This window comes from Pseudomonas sp. JUb42, from assembly GCF_024807945.1.
In the GTDB taxonomy this organism is placed as follows: Bacteria; Pseudomonadota; Gammaproteobacteria; order Pseudomonadales; family Pseudomonadaceae; genus Aquipseudomonas.
Genome location: NZ_JANUFD010000005.1, coordinates 38,633 through 54,887 on the forward strand (window position 1 = coordinate 38,633; position 16,255 = coordinate 54,887).

At 61.4% G+C, this 16,255-nt stretch carries 15 protein-coding genes; all 15 read left to right on the plus strand.

Annotated elements, in window-relative coordinates; all coding sequences use genetic code 11:
* Positions 1 to 98: 98 nt before the first annotated feature.
* The 15 genes from M2401_RS11305 (at position 99) to M2401_RS11375 (ending at position 16,240) form a co-directional block, all read left to right on the plus strand.
* Positions 99 to 428: a DUF2388 domain-containing protein gene (locus M2401_RS11305; protein ID WP_259102758.1), complete on the plus strand. Its 330-nt coding sequence runs from the start codon at positions 99 to 101 to the stop codon at positions 426 to 428.
* Between the two features lie 383 nt (positions 429 to 811).
* Positions 812 to 1,603, plus strand: a complete 792-nt coding sequence (locus M2401_RS11310; RefSeq protein WP_259102759.1) for a hypothetical protein — start codon at positions 812 to 814, stop codon at positions 1,601 to 1,603.
* 69 nt (positions 1,604 to 1,672) lie between these two features.
* Complete coding sequence (locus M2401_RS11315) at positions 1,673 to 2,518, plus strand: transporter (RefSeq protein ID WP_409033919.1); 846 nt, start codon at positions 1,673 to 1,675, stop codon at positions 2,516 to 2,518.
* 36 nt (positions 2,519 to 2,554) lie between these two features.
* The gene (locus tag M2401_RS11320; RefSeq protein ID WP_259102761.1) at positions 2,555 to 3,232 is read left to right on the plus strand and encodes a DUF3313 domain-containing protein; all 678 of its coding nucleotides are present in this window, start codon (positions 2,555 to 2,557) and stop codon (positions 3,230 to 3,232) included.
* 69 nt (positions 3,233 to 3,301) lie between these two features.
* Positions 3,302 to 4,096: a DUF2092 domain-containing protein gene (locus M2401_RS11325; RefSeq protein ID WP_259102762.1), complete on the plus strand. Its 795-nt coding sequence runs from the start codon at positions 3,302 to 3,304 to the stop codon at positions 4,094 to 4,096.
* Positions 4,093 to 4,527, plus strand: coding sequence for a hypothetical protein (locus M2401_RS11330; protein ID WP_259102763.1), 435 nt, complete (start codon positions 4,093 to 4,095; stop codon positions 4,525 to 4,527). The genes M2401_RS11325 and M2401_RS11330 overlap by 4 nt, the downstream gene beginning before the upstream one ends.
* A gap of 10 nt (positions 4,528 to 4,537) precedes the next feature.
* Positions 4,538 to 5,515, plus strand: coding sequence for a MoxR family ATPase (locus M2401_RS11335; protein WP_259102765.1), 978 nt, complete (start codon positions 4,538 to 4,540; stop codon positions 5,513 to 5,515).
* Between the two features lie 132 nt (positions 5,516 to 5,647).
* Positions 5,648 to 6,595: a DUF58 domain-containing protein gene (locus M2401_RS11340; RefSeq protein WP_259102766.1), complete on the plus strand. Its 948-nt coding sequence runs from the start codon at positions 5,648 to 5,650 to the stop codon at positions 6,593 to 6,595.
* Positions 6,596 to 6,605: 10 nt separating this feature from the next.
* A complete protein-coding gene (locus M2401_RS11345; RefSeq protein WP_259102767.1) occupies positions 6,606 to 7,085 on the plus strand; it encodes a DUF4381 domain-containing protein in 480 nt (159 codons plus the stop codon).
* Entirely contained in the window at positions 7,072 to 8,073 is a 1,002-nt protein-coding gene (locus M2401_RS11350) for a VWA domain-containing protein (RefSeq protein ID WP_259102769.1), read from the plus strand. Before M2401_RS11345 ends, M2401_RS11350 begins: the two co-directional genes overlap by 14 nt.
* Positions 8,073 to 9,605 (plus strand): VWA domain-containing protein, encoded by a 1,533-nt coding sequence (locus M2401_RS11355; protein ID WP_259102770.1) that lies wholly within the window; start codon positions 8,073 to 8,075, stop codon positions 9,603 to 9,605. The genes M2401_RS11350 and M2401_RS11355 overlap by 1 nt, the downstream gene beginning before the upstream one ends.
* Positions 9,602 to 10,894, plus strand: a complete 1,293-nt coding sequence (locus M2401_RS11360) for a hypothetical protein (RefSeq protein WP_259102771.1) — start codon at positions 9,602 to 9,604, stop codon at positions 10,892 to 10,894. Before M2401_RS11355 ends, M2401_RS11360 begins: the two co-directional genes overlap by 4 nt.
* Positions 10,891 to 11,880, plus strand: coding sequence for an HAD family phosphatase (locus M2401_RS11365; protein WP_259102772.1), 990 nt, complete (start codon positions 10,891 to 10,893; stop codon positions 11,878 to 11,880). The genes M2401_RS11360 and M2401_RS11365 overlap by 4 nt, the downstream gene beginning before the upstream one ends.
* Positions 11,881 to 11,987: 107 nt before the next feature.
* Entirely contained in the window at positions 11,988 to 13,583 is a 1,596-nt protein-coding gene (locus tag M2401_RS11370) for an arylsulfatase (protein WP_259102773.1), read from the plus strand.
* A gap of 317 nt (positions 13,584 to 13,900) precedes the next feature.
* Positions 13,901 to 16,240 (plus strand): tetratricopeptide repeat protein, encoded by a 2,340-nt coding sequence (locus M2401_RS11375; protein ID WP_259102774.1) that lies wholly within the window; start codon positions 13,901 to 13,903, stop codon positions 16,238 to 16,240.
* Positions 16,241 to 16,255: the final 15 nt, after the last annotated feature.

Sequence of the window (16,255 nt, forward strand, 5' to 3'; positions counted from 1 at the left end):
TTGCACACCGATTAAACGGATCTAGTCTCCAGAACAGCCGCGCGAAGCTGACAAGCCAAAGCTCACAAGTCTGCGGCAACGCCACTCAGGGTTTTCTTATGAAATGGATGTCTATCTATACAGCGTTTTTCTGCATCGGTTTCAGCGGTTACGCAGGCGCCACAAGTATTGCCGCTACGCTGGATGCCATCGGCAGGTCAATAGAAGGATCTTCCCAGGCCACCTCCGACGTCTCTTCTTCCGGCTCCAGCAGCAATGACAACAAAGTCGTTAGTGCCGCCCGAGATGATGCGGCTGCTTTTGTCGCGACTAACGGTGCGATAAGAGCCGCCAGACTGGAGCAGGCCTTGCTGTCGCTCAGGGAGCTTGCCGCGAACCAAAGGGCTACGGACTTGCAGCTGGCGCAGGCGATCCTGGCGAATAATTGAGCAGGGCTGCATGGGTTTACATTAAATAAGCGGATCGTTGCCGACCAGCGTACTCGAAGGCCGTGATCAACCCTGCATTAGACGGTTTGGCTATAGACCGGCTGTTATCTTTAGCAAGTCCCTATATGGCCGCTTGTTTTAATAGTAAGCAAGCTAACATAAATCGTTCAATAGGGTGTAAATGAGTGCAATTTGATGGAGGCTTATTTGCTCCAGGAACTTCAAGCGTAATGCCGTTTGTTAACACACCACCACTTGCAGCCTAACAATAAGATGCTAATTTCTTTTCTCTCTGCATCTGTTTTCGCGACGCATACCTGAACCGCCGTACGTGCAGCACGGGCGCTGGCCATGTGGCTTTTTATCTTTAGAGATAAGATGTTATGGATGATTTTCGCAGGTCAGGACAAGTTCTCTTCCTCAGCCTTCTTCTGCCCGCAGGTCTGGCATCGGCTGATAACGCCGATACTGCCAACAAGAGCAATAATCCCTTGAACCTGGCACCGGGTCTCAATCTTCAGGACTACTACACCCCGGACATCGCCAACACTAACGCCCATACCAACGACCTGTTGCTGCGCGGCACGCTGCCCATCGCGCCCGGTGATTTTATCGGTGTACCACAGTTGCTCAGGGCGACCCTGCCCATCAGTACCCGTCCCGATCCTCATGGCGGCTACAGCACAGGTGTTGGCGATCTAAACCTGTTCGATATCTTCCTGCTCAAGACCGAAGGCATACAGTTGGGCATCGGTCCGCAGATCACCGCGCCCACCGCCGCCCATGACCAATTGGGTACTGGCAAGTGGCAGGCGGGCCTTGCCGCCATTGCCATTGACTCTTCGCCACGGGGCTTGATCGGTGCGCTGGTGCAATACCAGAGCTCGTTCGCTGGCGACGAGGATCGCGTGCACGTCGAGTCCGCCACCTTACAACCCTTCCTGATCCATAACCTGCCCAAGGGCTGGTATCTGCGCTCCACCGGCACCTGGACCTTCGACCTGAAGAACGACACCCACTACATCCCCATCGGCTTGGGCGCAGGCAAGGCGTGGAAAGTCGGCAGCACTATCTTCAATGCCTTCGTCGAGCCGCAGTGGACGGTTGAACACAAGGGCGATGGCCTGCCGCGCTTCACTCTGTTTGCGGGCCTGAACATCACTTTTGGCAAGTAAGGAGTTGTCATGACTACAGATAGCCGCGCCCGTTATTTCACCGCCGCCGTACTGGCCGCCGTCCCCGTCATGGCCTTTGCCGATAACGCCCGTGACTGGCAGAACACTCCGATCGATCTGAATATGGCGTTCGGTTACTACAACCTGATCGATACCAACACGCCCATCGATACGTCCCTGCCCATCGACGGCCTGTCCCTTAACGCCAACGTCTATATCGCCCGTTTCGCCCGCTCCTTGGCGATAGACGGGCGCAATACGGCGGTGGAAATCCTGCAGCCCTACGCTGATATCAGCGCCTCGTTCGACAATGGCCAGTACTTCTCCGGCACCAAACACAACGGTGGTCGTGGTGATACGCAACTGATCATTGCCCACAATTTTTTCGGTGGCCCGGCCCTGACCAAGGAAGAGTTTGCCAGCTGGACACCCGGCACCTTCTTCAGCGGTGCCTTGACCCTGGTCACCCCCACCGGCGACTACGACAAGAAACGCATCATCAATATCGGCGCCAATCGCTGGGTGGTGAAACCGGAACTGGCCTTCGGTACACCCATTGGCCCGACCTGGCTGGAGTTCAACACCTACGTCTCGCTGTACGGCAAGAACAACGACTACATCGGCGACAACAAGCTCGAACAGAAGCCGCTCTACGCCCTCGAGAGCCACTACAGCTACAGCATCAACCGCGCGCTGTGGGTCGGGCTCGATGCCACCTACAACACCGGCGGCGAAACCAAGATCAACGGCAGCGACCAGGACAACAAGCAGGAAAACGTCATCGTCGGCGCCACCATGGGTTTCATGCTGTCACCGCAATTCGGCGGCCTGATCGCCTACAGCGACACGGTCTCCGAGCGCACCGGATCGCCCGACGTCAACACCTGGACCTTTCGTCTGCAGTATGTCTGGTAAGGCGTTTCCCCCCCCCACCATGAAGGGAGTCACTCAATGAAAATGCCAGTGCTTAAAACGCTGCTCTGCTGCGCCATCCTGGGCCTTGGCGGCTGCGCCAGTTCCCAGGTCGACCCCAGCAAGTATTCGGGCTTTCTCAAGGATTACAGCCAGCTCAAACCGGCAGAAAGTGCCACCGGCGCGCCAGTCATGCGCTGGATCGATCCGGACATCAAGCTCAGCGAATACACCCAGGTCTATATCGAACCCAGCCAGTTCTATCCGCAGCCTCAGGCGACGGCAGTGATCTCGGCGCAGACCCTGCAATCCATCACTCAATACTTCGACGCCGCCCTCAAGCGCGAACTGGGCAAGGACATGCCGCTGGCCCAGGGGCCGGGACCGCACACCATTGTCGTACGCCCGGCGATCACCGCCGTGTCTACCAGCACCGAAGGGCTCAAGCCCTATGAAGTCATCCCCATCGCCCTGGTGGCCGCCGCGGTGAACACCGCCGCAGGCGGGCGTGACCAGAACGTCGAGGTCGCTACCGAAGCGGCGTTCCTTGACGGCCAGAGCAAGAAGGTACTGGCCCAGGTGGTACGCAAAGGCAGCGGCAAGCCTCTGGAAAACGACAAGACCCAACTGACCCTGAACGACGTCAAGCCGGTGCTCGACGGCTGGGCCAGCGACATGCGCCTGAGCTACGAGAAGCTCAAGGCGGGCAAGAAATAAGCTCGGATCAGCAATGGCATGCCGAGGCCGGTATGCCCCGCAGTTTGCGCATGGCCAGGAAGCTCGAAAATGAATGTAGGACGCTCATTGCAATGCCAACGCCGACTGGCAGCCAGCCTGTTGGCGCTGCTGCTCGCCAGTGCCTCGGCCGCTGGATCGGCAGAACCGGCCGTGTCTACGGAAAAGGATCCCCGGGCCATGAAGGTCCTGCAGGACATGGGCCGTTTCCTGCGCACCCTCAAACACTTGCATCTGGTCGCCAGCAGCGACACCGATCAGGTCCTTGATAACGGCCAGGTCATCCAGTTCAGCTACCACACCGAGCTGATCGCTACCCAGCCCGACAAGCTGCGGGTCACTGTGGTCGACGGCCCCTGGCGCAAGACCCTGTTCTACAACGGCAAGCGTTTTGCCCTGTATGACCAGGGGCAGCGTTACTACGCCAGCGGCGATGCCCCCGCGACCATTGATGCGCTGGTCGACGACATGAACAAACGCTACGGCGTAGTGCTGCCCCTGGCCGATCTGTTCCGCTGGGATGCCGGTACAGCCGACGAGGTTGGCATCAGCAATGCGCTCTACATCAATGATCAGGAGGTCGACGGCCAACTCTGCGCCCATTACGCCTATCGCCAGCCCGGTGTCGACTGGCAGCTCTGGGTGCACCTGGGGCCGCGACCGATGCCGTGCCAGTTGGTGATCGTGCGTCAGGATGCCGAAGGCAAGCCACGGCACAGCGTGCGCTACCGCTGGATCGAGGATAAACCGGCCCCTGCCAGCACCTTTGACTTCGTCCCGCCGGAAGGTGTGCGTGCCGTGCCGTTGCGGGAAATTGTCCTGCCTGCCGGGGAGGTGCAGCCATGAACAAGTCGTTTGTCCTTTGCCTGACCGGCGCTCTGCTGTTGCCCGTACCTGCACAGGCCTGGCATGTCATCGCCGGTGGCGGCGCCCGTACCTTTGTCGTTGCGCCGCCTCATTTTGCCGGCCCACCCCCTCACCCACCGGGCCCTCCCCATCCGCCTGGACCTCCGGGGCCCCATCCGATGCCGCCTCCGCCACCGCCACCACCACCGCATCACGACGATGACTGGTATCACCCTTGGGCAACGGCTGCGGTGGTCGGCGCAACCACAGCCACCGCCATCGCCATTGGCACCGCCGTGGCGTCGGTGCCCAAGACCTGCGTGCCGGTACTGATCAACGGCGTCAGCTATCAACAGTGCGGCAGCACCTGGTATCAGCCGCAGTACGTCGGCACCAGCGTGCAATACGTGGTGGTCGTCGCGCCGCGCTAAAGGAGCTTTGATGAGTATTCGTGACGATATTGCCGGGTTGCAAGGCCAGATCAGCCAGGATGTGCTGGGGCAAGAACAGGTTATCCGGCAAGTTCTGCTGGGGCTGTTAGCCAGCGGCCACATGCTGCTGGAAAGCCTGCCGGGGCTGGCCAAGACGCGCATGGTCAAGGCCCTGTCCCGGCACTTGCAGGTGAAGATGAGCCGGATTCAGTTCACCCCGGATCTGCTGCCCTCGGATATCACTGGCGCGGAAATCCTCCAGCAGGTCGACGGTCAGAACCAGATCCGTTTTCAGCAAGGTCCGCTGTTCGGCAACCTGATTCTGGCCGACGAAATCAACCGCGCCCCGGCCAAGGTCCAGGCGGCGCTGCTGGAAGCCATGGAAGAACGGCAGATCACCGTGGCCGGGATCAGCCACAAGTTGCCAGAGTTGTTCGTCGTGCTGGCGACCCAGAATCCCATCGAACAGGAAGGCACCTACCCGCTGCCCGAAGCGCAGATGGACCGTTTTCTGATGAAGGTGCTGCTGGATTACCCCCGGCCCGAAGACGAACGCCAGGTCCTGCAAATGCTCCGGCGCGAAGAACAGCAGCCGGGCCTGGCGCAGGCGGTGATTACCCAAAGCCTGCCCCAGGATGTGCTATTCGCCGCACGCAGGGAGATCGGCGCGATTCATGTCTCGGCGGCCATCGACCAATACCTGATCGACCTGATCGACGCCACTCGGCACCCGGCGACCTATGACCCAGACCTTGCGCGCTGGATCGACCTGGGCGCCAGCCCTCGCGGCGGCATTGCTCTGGACCGATTGTCACGCAGCCATGCCTGGTTCGAAGGCCAGGACTTCGTCGGCCCTGATGACGTGCGAGTCATGCTGCATCCGGTGCTACGCCATCGAATAAAGCTCAGTTATGACGCCGTGGCCGATGAGGTCAGCGTCGAGCAGGTACTGGATCGGTTATTGGACAAGGTAGGTATTCCGGTTTGATCAGTGTGGGACCGGCTTTAGCCGGGAAAACGATGTAACAGGCGATACAAATGTATCGACCCTGCCTGCGCCTTCCCGGCTAAAGCCGGTCCCACAAGGGTTCTACGCAGCGGTTGTAACAAGGAGAACGCCATGCACGACCAACCCCAGGCACTCCAGGGCGTTCGGGTGTCATTAGCGGAGCTGATGGCCCTGGAATTCAAGGCCCGCGGCCTGAGCCTGCTGACGCGCCAGCCGCGCTCGAGCATCCTCGCTGGCAGTCACGGTTCGCGGCTGCGCGGTCGCGGTCTGGACTTCGAAGAGCTGCGCCGCTATCTGCCGGGGGATGACCTGCGGGCACTCGACTGGCGGGCCAGTTCGCGGCTCGGCAAGCCCTTCGTCAAGACCTACCGGGAGGAGCGCGATCGCCCGGCGCTATTGCTGGTCGATCAACGCATGAACATGTTTTTCGGCTCGGTTCGCAGTTTCAAATCGGTAATCGCCGCCGAACTCGCCGCCCTGCTCGCCTGGATTGCCGCCCAGGCTGGAGATCGCGTCGGCGCGCTGGTCTTCAACGATGAGCGTATCGAGCACCTCAGCCCCCGGCGTAGCCGGCAGCACATCGCGGCTTTGCTGGCGTCGCTGGTCAGGCAGAACAACGCACTCAGCGCCGACAATCTGATTGAAGAAGACCCCGGCCAACTGGACAAGTCCTTGCGTCAGTGCCTGCGAAGTGCCGGACATGATCACGTGATCTGCATCATCAGTGACTTCGCCGGCAGCAGTGACACGACACTGCACTTGCTGCGCGAGCTGGCGGCCCATAACGACGTGCTGGCCCTGCAGGTCTACGACCCCCTGGCGCTGAATCTGCCCGCTCAGGGTCGGCTGCTGGTGACTCAGGGCCAGTTGCAGGTGGAGCTGACCCTGGACCGGGCCAAGGTGCGCAAGCCGCTGGGCGACTATCTGCAAGGGCGCCTGCGTGAGGTGGCGCATATGCTGCGGCGCAGCCGGATCCCGCTGCTGATGTTCAGTACCGGCGAAGACCCAGTGCTGCAATTGCGCCGCGAGCTGGGCCACGCAACGGGTCTGCAACCATGAGCACCAACGCATGAGCAGCCCGTCAATCGAGCAACTGCAGGAGCTGCCACTGCCAGCCGCAATCAGCTATGCGCCGCAGACCTGGGGCTGGCTGCTGGTGCTGACGTTGCTGTTGCTGCTGACGGCGGCTTGGCTGGCTCACAGGTTGTATCGCTGGCGGCACAATCGCTACCGTCGCGAAGCCCTGGCTCGCCTCGATCAGCTTCGGCAAAAACCCGACAATGCTGCCCTGCGCGAGATTGCGCCCTTGCTCAAGCGCGTGGCGCTGTCCATGCCGCAGCAACCCGAGGTCGCCAGCCTCAGCGGTCAGGCATGGCAGGACTTCCTGCAACGCAGCACGCCCCTGACGCTGCCGCAAGACTTTGCCCTGCAGCTGACCACCCTCACCTATGCCCCCGATAGCGCCCTGCAAGCGTTGGATGAGCCTCGGCGACAGGCACTGCTGAGCCTCTGCCGCCAATGGGTGGAGACGCATCATGTGGCAGCTTGATTATCCCTGGCTGTTGCTGCTGCTTGCCCTTGCCTGGCCAGCCCACCGCTATCTGCCCGCCTACCGCGAGCAGCAGCGGGCATTGCGTGTACCGTTCTTCAAGGCCCTGGCCCAGGCTATCGGTCAGGCCCCGCATAGCCACGGGCTGCGCCGCAGCACCGGGCAGTTTTGGCTCAACCTTGCGGTGTGGGGCCTGCTGGTTGCGGCCGCCTGCCGCCCGGTGTGGATCGAAAAGCCCATCGAACGACAGCAACCGACCCGCGACCTGATGCTGGCAATCGATATTTCCCAATCCATGGAAACCCGCGACTACATCAGCCCGACGGGTGAAAAAATCTACCGGCTCAGCGCCGTGAAGCAGGTCGTGCAAGGCTTCATCCAGCAGCGCAAGGACGACCGCCTCGGCCTGATCGTGTTCGGCAGTGGCGCTTTTGCCCAGGCGCCGCTGACCCTCGATCACGCCAGCCTGGCGCTGCTGCTGGATCAGGTCGGCATCGGCATGGCCGGACCGAATACCGCCCTGGGCGACGCCATCGGCCTGACCATCCGCCTGCTGGCCAAGACCGCTGAACAGGACAAAGTGCTGGTCCTGCTGACCGATGGCAACGACACCAGCAGCGTGGTCGCCCCTCTGCACGCCGCCAAGATGGCCGCTGCCGCCGGTATCGTGGTGCACACCATCGGCATTGGCGACCCGGCTGCCAGCGGCGAAGCCAAGGTTGATCTGGGCAGTCTTGAACAAATCGCCAGCCGCACCGGCGGACGGTTCTTCCGCGCTGAAGACAGTCAGGCCTTGCAGCAGGTCTACCGCACCCTGGACCAGATCACCCCCCATCAGGTCAAAACCCTCACGCATCAGCCCAAGCGCGACCTGTTCTGGCTGCCCCTTGGAGCGGCATTGTTGCTGCTCGGCGGCTGGCACGGCAGTGCGGCGCTGTGGGCGCTACTGCGGCGCCAACGTCCACACGCACTGGCAACGGAGGCGTGATGGAAATCGATCTGAACGCCTTCCATTTTCTGCGTCCCTGGTGGTTGCTGCTGATTCCCCTGGCGCTCTTGCTGGCCTGGGCATGGCGGCATTTGGGCAATGAACGCGGGCGCTTTCGCGGGACCATCGTTGCACACCTGCTGCGTCACCTGATCGTCATGCCCAAAGGTAACGCGCGGGTGCAGCCGATTCATCTGCTGGTTGCCAGTCTCATCCTTGGCTCAATCGCCGTGGCAGGCCCCAGTTGGGAGCAGGATCGCCCGCCCTTTCTGGACAATCGCGCGCCCCTGATCCTGGCTGTCGACCTGTCGCCGTCGATGAACAGCAGCGATATTGCCCCCACCCGGCTGCAGGCCGCGCAACACAAGCTGCATGACCTGGTGAACCGCCGCCACGGCACGCGCATCGGCCTGATCGCCTATGCAGGCAGCGCCCATAGTGTGCTGCCACCCACCGATGACCCGGACCTGCTCGACGGCTTCTTGCAAGCCCTGGCCAGCCAGTTGATCAGCGTGCAGGGCAAGGACCTGTTGGGCGTGATCGGTATTGCCGCCAACCTGCTGGATGGCGAGCACAGCCCCGGCACTCTGGTTCTGGTCACCGACGGCGCCGATCTGAGCCAGCTCAAGGAAGTTAGCGCGGAGCTTGCGCAACAGCCCGACGCACGAAGCCTGCAACTGCTGATACTGGCGGTGAACAGCCAGGCTGATGCCAGTCTCAAGCAGTTGGCCGATGCCACCGACGCGCCGTTGGGCAGCCTGACCGCCAATGACGACGATCTGGACTGGATCGAACTGCATGCCCAGACCCATTTCCAGGCCGTCAGCCCTGACCAGCAGCAATTGCACTGGAAGGATGCCGGTTACTGGCTGATCTATCCGTTGCTGGTGCTGGCATGGTTCAGCCTGCGCCGGGGCTGGAGCCTGGGCTGGAACGCCCTGGCGCTGCTGACCCTGGGCTGCACCCTGCCCGTTCAACCAGCACAGGCCAGTGGGTTGAGCGATGGGTTTTTTACTGCCGACCAACAGGGGCGCTGGGCCTACGAGCATCAGCACTTCCAACAAGCCGCCGAGCACTTTCAGGACCCGTACTGGAAAGGCCTGGCCGCCTATGCCCTGGGCGATTACGCCGTCGCGCAAACGGCCTTCGCCAGGGTCAGCAGCGCCGCCGGGTATTTCTACCAGGGCAACAGCTATGTGCATCTGTTCAAGTTCGACGAGGCCATCGCCGCTTATCAGCAGGCGCTGGTGTTGCAGCCTGACTTTGCCCCGGCCATTGCCAATCTGGCCTTGAGCAAGGCGCTGCAAAAGGATTATCAGGATGCGCAGAACGAGGCACCGCAGGTCAAACCCGATCAGGTCAAGTACGAGGGCAAGCCCGGCCAGGGCAAAAGCCACACCGTGCAAAATGCCGCCGCGAGCTCGGATGAACAGTGGCTCAATAACCTCAACACCTCGCCTGCACGCTTCCTGCAGCAAAAATTCAGTCTTGAAGATACACAGCGTGCCGACGCGAAGCAGGTGCAGCCATGAAACGCCTGCTGGCGTTGGTGCTCCTGACCTTGCTGCTCGCCGCGCCGTGCATGGGCGCGCAACTCTGGGTCGAGGTGCGCCTTGAACCTTCGGAGCATCTGGTGACCGGGCAAACCCTGCAACTGCAGGTCGATGTACTGACCGACACCTGGTTCACCTCGGCGCCGCAGTTGCCGGTACTGGAGATCGACAACGCCATCATCTCCGCGCCCTCCGGCGAGGCGCGGCATCTGAACCTGACGCGCGACGGCACCGCGCTGTTTGGTCTGCAATACAGCTACCAGATCACTCCGACCGCAGCCGGTGATTTCCTCGTTGCGCCGCTGACCATCAGCGCCACGCCGGGGCAGGCTCCAGGCCCCGTTACTCAGCACAGTGTCCCAGTACATTTTCGCGTCGAACAGCCCGCAGGGATTGCGCCCGGCCGGTTGCTGCTGGTTGCTCGTGACCTGAAGCTGAGCCAACAGATCGTTCAGTCCAGCGACAACCTGGCCATCGGCGACAGCGTGCGTCGGCAGATCGACCAGATCGCCGATGGCGCGCAGATGATGCTGATCCCCAGTCCCGGTTTCGCCGAAGTCCAGGGCCTTGGCCAATATGCCGGGACGCCCATCCTCAAGACCCTCGACGATGGGCGGGGCAATGTCACCGGCGGTTCGCGCAGCGACAGCGTCACCTACAGCGTGCAGCGCGGTGGCGAGTTTCAGCTGCCACCTGTCACGTTGCCGTGGTGGGACAGCGATGCCCATCAACTGCGCACAGCCGAGCTGCCGGGCGTGACCTTCAAGGCGGCGGCCACTGCCTTCAAGGCGCCCTTTTCGATCAGCGAAGACCTGCAACGCCTCGGCCAGCATGGGCGTATCAGCCTGTCGCGGCATTGGCTGGGTGTGGGCCTGACAGCATTGGTACTGGCCCTGATGCTGTATCTCGGCTGGCCCTGGGCACGGCACGCCGGGCAATGGTTGCGCCAGCGCCGGGCAATCCGGCGGCAACAATGGCTGGCCTCACCGGGTTATGCCTTCAGGCAAATCCCACGACAGCTACGCGCCCAGCCACCGCAGCTGGACGCGCTGTATCTGTGGGTTCGCCGCCAGTTCGGCAGCACCGGCTTGCAAGGCCATGTGCCCGCCGAGCCGATTCGCCTGATCTACGGCCCTGAGCGGCAACTGGATGCGGCCTTGAAAGCCCTGAGCCAGTCAGAGCGATCTCCCCGCATCAAAGTCCGGCGCCCAGGCAATGGTTTGCGCGCGCTGAACCCTCGTCTGCCCGAAACGGAGCCACGCCCATGATCACCGTCACCCGCAAGTCAGTGCTGTTTGTCTGGCTGTTGCTGTGCATGCCGCTGCTCGTACAAGCAGCTGAACAACTGCCGTCCTGGCAAGACACCGGACCACGCCAGGCCCTGGTGCAGTTCGTGGAAAATGTCACCCTGGACGGCTCGCCGGACTTTATCCCCGTGCCTGCCCGCATCGCTGTGTTCGACAACGACGGCACCCTGTGGAGCGAACAACCCATGTACTTCCAGGTGCTATTTGCCCTGGATGAAGTCAAGCGCCTGGCGCCACAGCATCCCGACTGGCAGACCACCCAGCCGTTCAAGGCGGTACTGGAAAATGACCACAAGGCCCTGGCGGCCACTGGCATGGACGGCATGAACCGCATCATCGGCGTCACTCATACCGGAATGAGCGGTGCGGCGTTCACCGACTCGGTCAAGGCCTGGCTGGCCAAGGCCCGGCACCCGAAGAGCGGCCGGCCCTATACCGAGATGGTCTACCAGCCGATGCTCGAACTGCTCGACTACCTGCGCGCCCACCAATTCAAGGTGTTTATCGTTTCCGGTGGTGAAGTCGGTTTCATGCGCGCCTGGGCCGAAGAGGTCTATGGCATCCCCCCTGAGCAGGTGATCGGCAGCCGCTTTGTCGGGCAATTCCGGAACAGCAACGGCCAGTTGCAGATCCTGCGTACCGCCCACCTTGAACACAACGATGACGGCCCCGGCAAACCGGAGAGCATTGACGCCCTTATCGGCCGCCGCCCCGTCCTGGCATTCGGCAACTCTGACGGCGACCTGCAGATGTTGCAGTGGACCGCCGCAGCCAAGGGCAAGAGCTTTGTCGGCCTGGTGCATCACACCGATGGCAAACGCGAGTGGGCCTATGACCGCACTTCCGATATCGGCCGCCTGGACAAGGCGCTGGACGCCGCCACCGCCAATCACTGGACCGTGGTCGACATGGCCGCGGACTGGAAACGGATTTACCCCTTTGACTGACTCACCGCAACACCCAGTAACGACGCACCGCGACACCGCAAACCGGAGTGAATGCAAACGATCGCTGGGACAACAGCGATTACGTCATGGCAACGGAGGCAATAAAAATGACTCGCAGGCAAAACTGGCTACCCAGGCTGGCCTTTATGGCGGCTTCAATGATGGCGCTTTCGGCGACTGCCGCAGCGGCGGATAAACCCAACATTCTGGTCATCTTCGGTGACGATATCGGCCAGACCAATATCAGCGCCTATTCAATGGGTGTGGTCGGCTACAAGACGCCGAATATCGACCGCATTGCCAAAGAAGGCATGATGTTCACCGACTATTACGCGGAAAACAGCTGCACCGCCGGGCGTTCCAGCTTTATCACCGGGCAGAGCCCGCTGCGTACCGGGCTGACCAAGGTCGGTATTCCTGGCGCGCCAGTAGGCCTGCAGAAGCGCGATATCACCATCGCCCAGGCACTCAAATCCCTGGGCTACGCCACCGGGCAGTTCGGCAAGAACCACTTGGGCGACCGCGATGAATACCTGCCGACCAACCATGGTTTCGATGAGTTCTTCGGCAACCTCTATCACCTCAACGCAGAAGAGGAACCGGAGCGCCCTTACTGGCCCAAGGACCCCAATGATCCCTACGTGAAGGCCAACTCACCAAGGGGCGTATTGCACGCCTATGCCGACGGCAAGATCGAAGACACCGGCGCGCTCAACAAGAAGCGTATGGAAACCATCGACGACGAAACCACCGCCGCCGCCCAGGCGTTCATCAAGAAGCAGGTCGATGGCAACAAGCCGTTCTTCGTCTGGATGAACACCACACGCATGCACGCCTTCACCCATGTACGCGAATCCATGGCGGGACAAAGCGGCATGCCTGGCAACGAATATGCCGATGGCATGCTCGAACATGATGGCGATGTCGGCAAATTGCTCAAGACCCTTGATGACCTCAAGGTCACCGACAACACCATCGTCGTCTACACCACCGACAACGGTCCGAACCAGTGGTCATGGCCCGACGCGGCGACGACCCCGTTCCGCAGCGAGAAAGACACCAACTGGGAAGGCGCCTTCCGCGTACCGGCAATGATTCGCTGGCCGGGCAAGATCAAGGGTGGTGAGGTCTCCAACCAGATGTTCTCGGGCCTGGACTGGTTCCCGACGCTGCTGGCGGCAGCCGGTGACACCGGGGTCAAGGACAAATTGCTCAAGGGCTGGGCGCCAGTCAGTGGTAGCGGCGACTTCAAGGTCCATCTGGATGGCTTCAACCAGCTGCCCTACCTGACCGGGCAGGAAACCAAAGGGGCACGTCACGACTTCTACTATTTCGACGACGACGGCGAACTGGTTGCCATGCGCTTCGATGACTGGAAGGTGGTGTTCTGCGAACAGCGCAAGCCTGGGGGCTTTGAAGTATGGTCCGAGCCGCTGATTTGCGGGCGTGTACCGAAACTGTTCAACCTGCGCATGGATCCCTATGAACGCGCCGACGTGGTCTCTGACCAGTACTACGACTGGCTGGCAAAAAATGACTACGTCATTGGCATGGGCATCATGCGTGCCGCTGAGTTCCTGACCACGTTCGTCGATTACCCACCGAGCCAGAAACCCGCGAGCTTCGGCATCGCCCAGGTTCGGCAGATGGTGGATGCGAAGATTGCCGAGAAAAACAAGGGCCAGGCCCCGGCCAAACCTTGATCAATCGCCCATCCACCTCGCGCGGGTGGATGGGCTGATCTACTGTGAGGTTTATTAAGGACCATGCAGTTTGTTTTTGTGGGAGATCCCGCCCCGTCTACGACGCCGCACTGTCACGCGGCAAACACTAACCGAGGCAGGGAGCACATCTTGTGGGAGTGAATTCATTCGCGAAGAGGCCGGTACATTCGACGCATCTTCGTCGCCTGGAACACCGCCTTCGCGAATGAATTCGCTCCTACAGAATTCGCCCGCATCGATCGCGGGTTTAGCCCCCGTGATAGCGCAATGACTGCCCCAAAGGAATGACTGTCGGCATGACGAAAGACAATAACAAGCCGAACCCCGGCGGGCTGTTGAGCCGCCTTTATCCCCTTCTGATTGTGTTTCTGCTGCTGATTGCCGGTGTACTGGGCTACTTCGCCCTCAAGGCCCCGGCTCCCCTTGTCACGCCCCCGGCGGTCGTTGCTGCCAAGCCCGCTGTCGCCATCGCCGCCAAACCACAACCGGCCAGCTTAGTCGACGAACAACAATGCGTCGGCTGTCACAGTGCCCAGGTCAAGGACTGGCAAGGCTCGCACCATCAATTGGCGATGCAGGTCGCCAGCGAGCAGAGTGTGCTGGGTGATTTCAACGCCTCGACCTTCAAGGGCGAAACCGACAGCACCCGTTTTTTTCGCAAGGACGGCGAATTCTGGGTCAATACCCTGGATGGCGCAGGCCAGGCCAAAGACTTCAAGGTGGCCTATGCCTTTGGCATCGCGCCCTTGCAGCAATATTTGCTTGAGACCGAAGGCGGTCGCCTGCAGGCCCTGAGCGTCGCCTGGGATACCGAGCACAAGCGCTGGTTTCACATCTATGCTGGCCAGGGCGTGGACTTCAAGGACCCGCTGCACTGGAGCAAACCGGGGCAGAACGCCAACTTCATGTGTGTCGAGTGCCACACCACCGGCTTCAAGCGTAACTTCAATGCCGCCACCAATAGTTTCAACAGCCAATGGAACAGCCTTGGCGTCGGCTGCCAGGCCTGCCATGGCCCGGCGTCGAATCATCTGCAATGGACGGCAAAGAAAGACAGCAGCCTCAATTACGGTTTCGATATCAACCTGAGCAAAGCCGATAACCTGACCCAGGTTGATACTTGCGCCCGCTGCCATGCCCGTCGCGCGCCGCTGGGCGATGATCAGAAACCCGGTAAACCCTTGATGGACGCTTATTTGCCCAGCGCCCTGACCCCGGAGTTATACGAGCTGGATGGCAAGATCAAGGGTGAGGTGTTCGAACACGGCGCCTTTGTGCAGAGCAAGATGTTCGCTAAAGGCGTGAGTTGCAGCAATTGCCATAACCCCCACAGCAACGAGTTGAAGGCGCCGGGCAACGGCGTCTGCCTGCAATGCCATAACCCGGCAGGCAAGACCGCTGCGCCCGGCGTCGATGGTGCGGGCTTGCAGGCGAAGAACTACGACTCCCCCGAGCACCATCATCATCAGCCTGGCCAGCCGGGTTCCCAATGCATCGACTGCCATATGCCGGGCAAGCTGTTCATGGGCAACGACCTGCGCCATGACCATAGCTTCAGCCTGCCCAATCCGGCATTGGCCACGAGCATCGGCATGGCGGACGCTTGCCTGGGCTGCCACCTGAAGATGCCTGAGCAAGCGCTAACCAATAAATTCAAGGACTGGTACGGCGAAGCCCAGCACCCGACCCACGACTACGCCCGCAGCCTATGGCAGGTTCGCAGCGCGCAGCCCGGCGCCGCAGCGGCGCTGTTCGCGCAACTGGAGTCCACCCGACTGGCATCGATTCGCCGCGCCACCCTGGTCGCCGAGCTGCCTGCCTACCCGAGCCAGCGCGCTCTGGAATCCAGCAGCAAGGCGTTGCGTGATCCGGCACCACAAGTGCGCGAAGCGGCGGTCAATGTCATCGCTGCGCAACTGCCCGCCAACCAGCGCCTGGACCTGCTCGGCCCGCTGTTGCAGGACCCGATTCTTGCCGTGCGCATCGCCAGTGCCCACGCCCTGCTCGGCTATGGGCAACAGGCCGGACGCTACCAAGGCGCCTTCGACAAGGCCATTGCCGAGTACGAGCGCGTGCAATTGAGCCTGCAAGAGCGTGCCGAAGCCAACCTCAACCTGGCGATGCTCTATCAGGCCAACGGCAATACCGCCCAGGTCGAGCACTACCTGCGCACCGCCCTGCAACGCGACCCGGATTTCCTCCCGGCCTTTATCACGCTGGTGCAATGGTTGGACGCCAATCAACGCAGCGACGAGGCCGCGACAGTGCTGACCGAGCGGCTGCGCTTGCAACCGGGCAGTGCCCTGTTGCAATTCACCCAGGGCCTGGCGCTGGTGCGCCGCAACCAGCCTGATCAGGCCCTTGCAGCGCTGCGCGAAGCCAATCGCCTGGAACCGGATAACCCGCGCTTCGCTTACGTCCTGGCCCTGAGCCTGCAGGATCGCGGCGATCTGCCAGGCGCCGAACAGCTACTGCAAAACACCCTCGATCGGCATCCGCAAAACCGTGACGTGCGCATGGCATTGGTGGCGCAGTTACGCGATAACGGCCAGGTGCCGAGGATGAAGGTGCTGATCGAGGAGTTGAAAGCACTCAATCCCGGTGATCCGTTGCTGCAGCCCGGCCCCCGGCAATAATGTGGTCCCACAGCA

Bases quoted from the DNA above. Each gene is read 5' to 3' on its own strand.
- M2401_RS11305 (WP_259102758.1), top strand. From the start codon at position 99: ATGAAATGGATGTCTATCTATACAGCGTTTTTCTGCATCGGTTTCAGC.
- M2401_RS11310 (WP_259102759.1), top strand. From the start codon at position 812: ATGGATGATTTTCGCAGGTCAGGACAAGTTCTCTTCCTCAGCCTTCTT.
- M2401_RS11315 (WP_409033919.1), top strand. From the start codon at position 1,673: ATGGCCTTTGCCGATAACGCCCGTGACTGGCAGAACACTCCGATCGAT.
- M2401_RS11320 (WP_259102761.1), top strand. From the start codon at position 2,555: ATGAAAATGCCAGTGCTTAAAACGCTGCTCTGCTGCGCCATCCTGGGC.
- M2401_RS11325 (WP_259102762.1), top strand. From the start codon at position 3,302: ATGAATGTAGGACGCTCATTGCAATGCCAACGCCGACTGGCAGCCAGC.
- M2401_RS11330 (WP_259102763.1), top strand. From the start codon at position 4,093: ATGAACAAGTCGTTTGTCCTTTGCCTGACCGGCGCTCTGCTGTTGCCC.
- M2401_RS11335 (WP_259102765.1), top strand. From the start codon at position 4,538: ATGAGTATTCGTGACGATATTGCCGGGTTGCAAGGCCAGATCAGCCAG.
- M2401_RS11340 (WP_259102766.1), top strand. From the start codon at position 5,648: ATGCACGACCAACCCCAGGCACTCCAGGGCGTTCGGGTGTCATTAGCG.
- M2401_RS11345 (WP_259102767.1), top strand. From the start codon at position 6,606: ATGAGCAGCCCGTCAATCGAGCAACTGCAGGAGCTGCCACTGCCAGCC.
- M2401_RS11350 (WP_259102769.1), top strand. From the start codon at position 7,072: ATGTGGCAGCTTGATTATCCCTGGCTGTTGCTGCTGCTTGCCCTTGCC.
- M2401_RS11355 (WP_259102770.1), top strand. From the start codon at position 8,073: ATGGAAATCGATCTGAACGCCTTCCATTTTCTGCGTCCCTGGTGGTTG.
- M2401_RS11360 (WP_259102771.1), top strand. From the start codon at position 9,602: ATGAAACGCCTGCTGGCGTTGGTGCTCCTGACCTTGCTGCTCGCCGCG.
- M2401_RS11365 (WP_259102772.1), top strand. From the start codon at position 10,891: ATGATCACCGTCACCCGCAAGTCAGTGCTGTTTGTCTGGCTGTTGCTG.
- M2401_RS11370 (WP_259102773.1), top strand. From the start codon at position 11,988: ATGACTCGCAGGCAAAACTGGCTACCCAGGCTGGCCTTTATGGCGGCT.
- M2401_RS11375 (WP_259102774.1), top strand. From the start codon at position 13,901: ATGACGAAAGACAATAACAAGCCGAACCCCGGCGGGCTGTTGAGCCGC.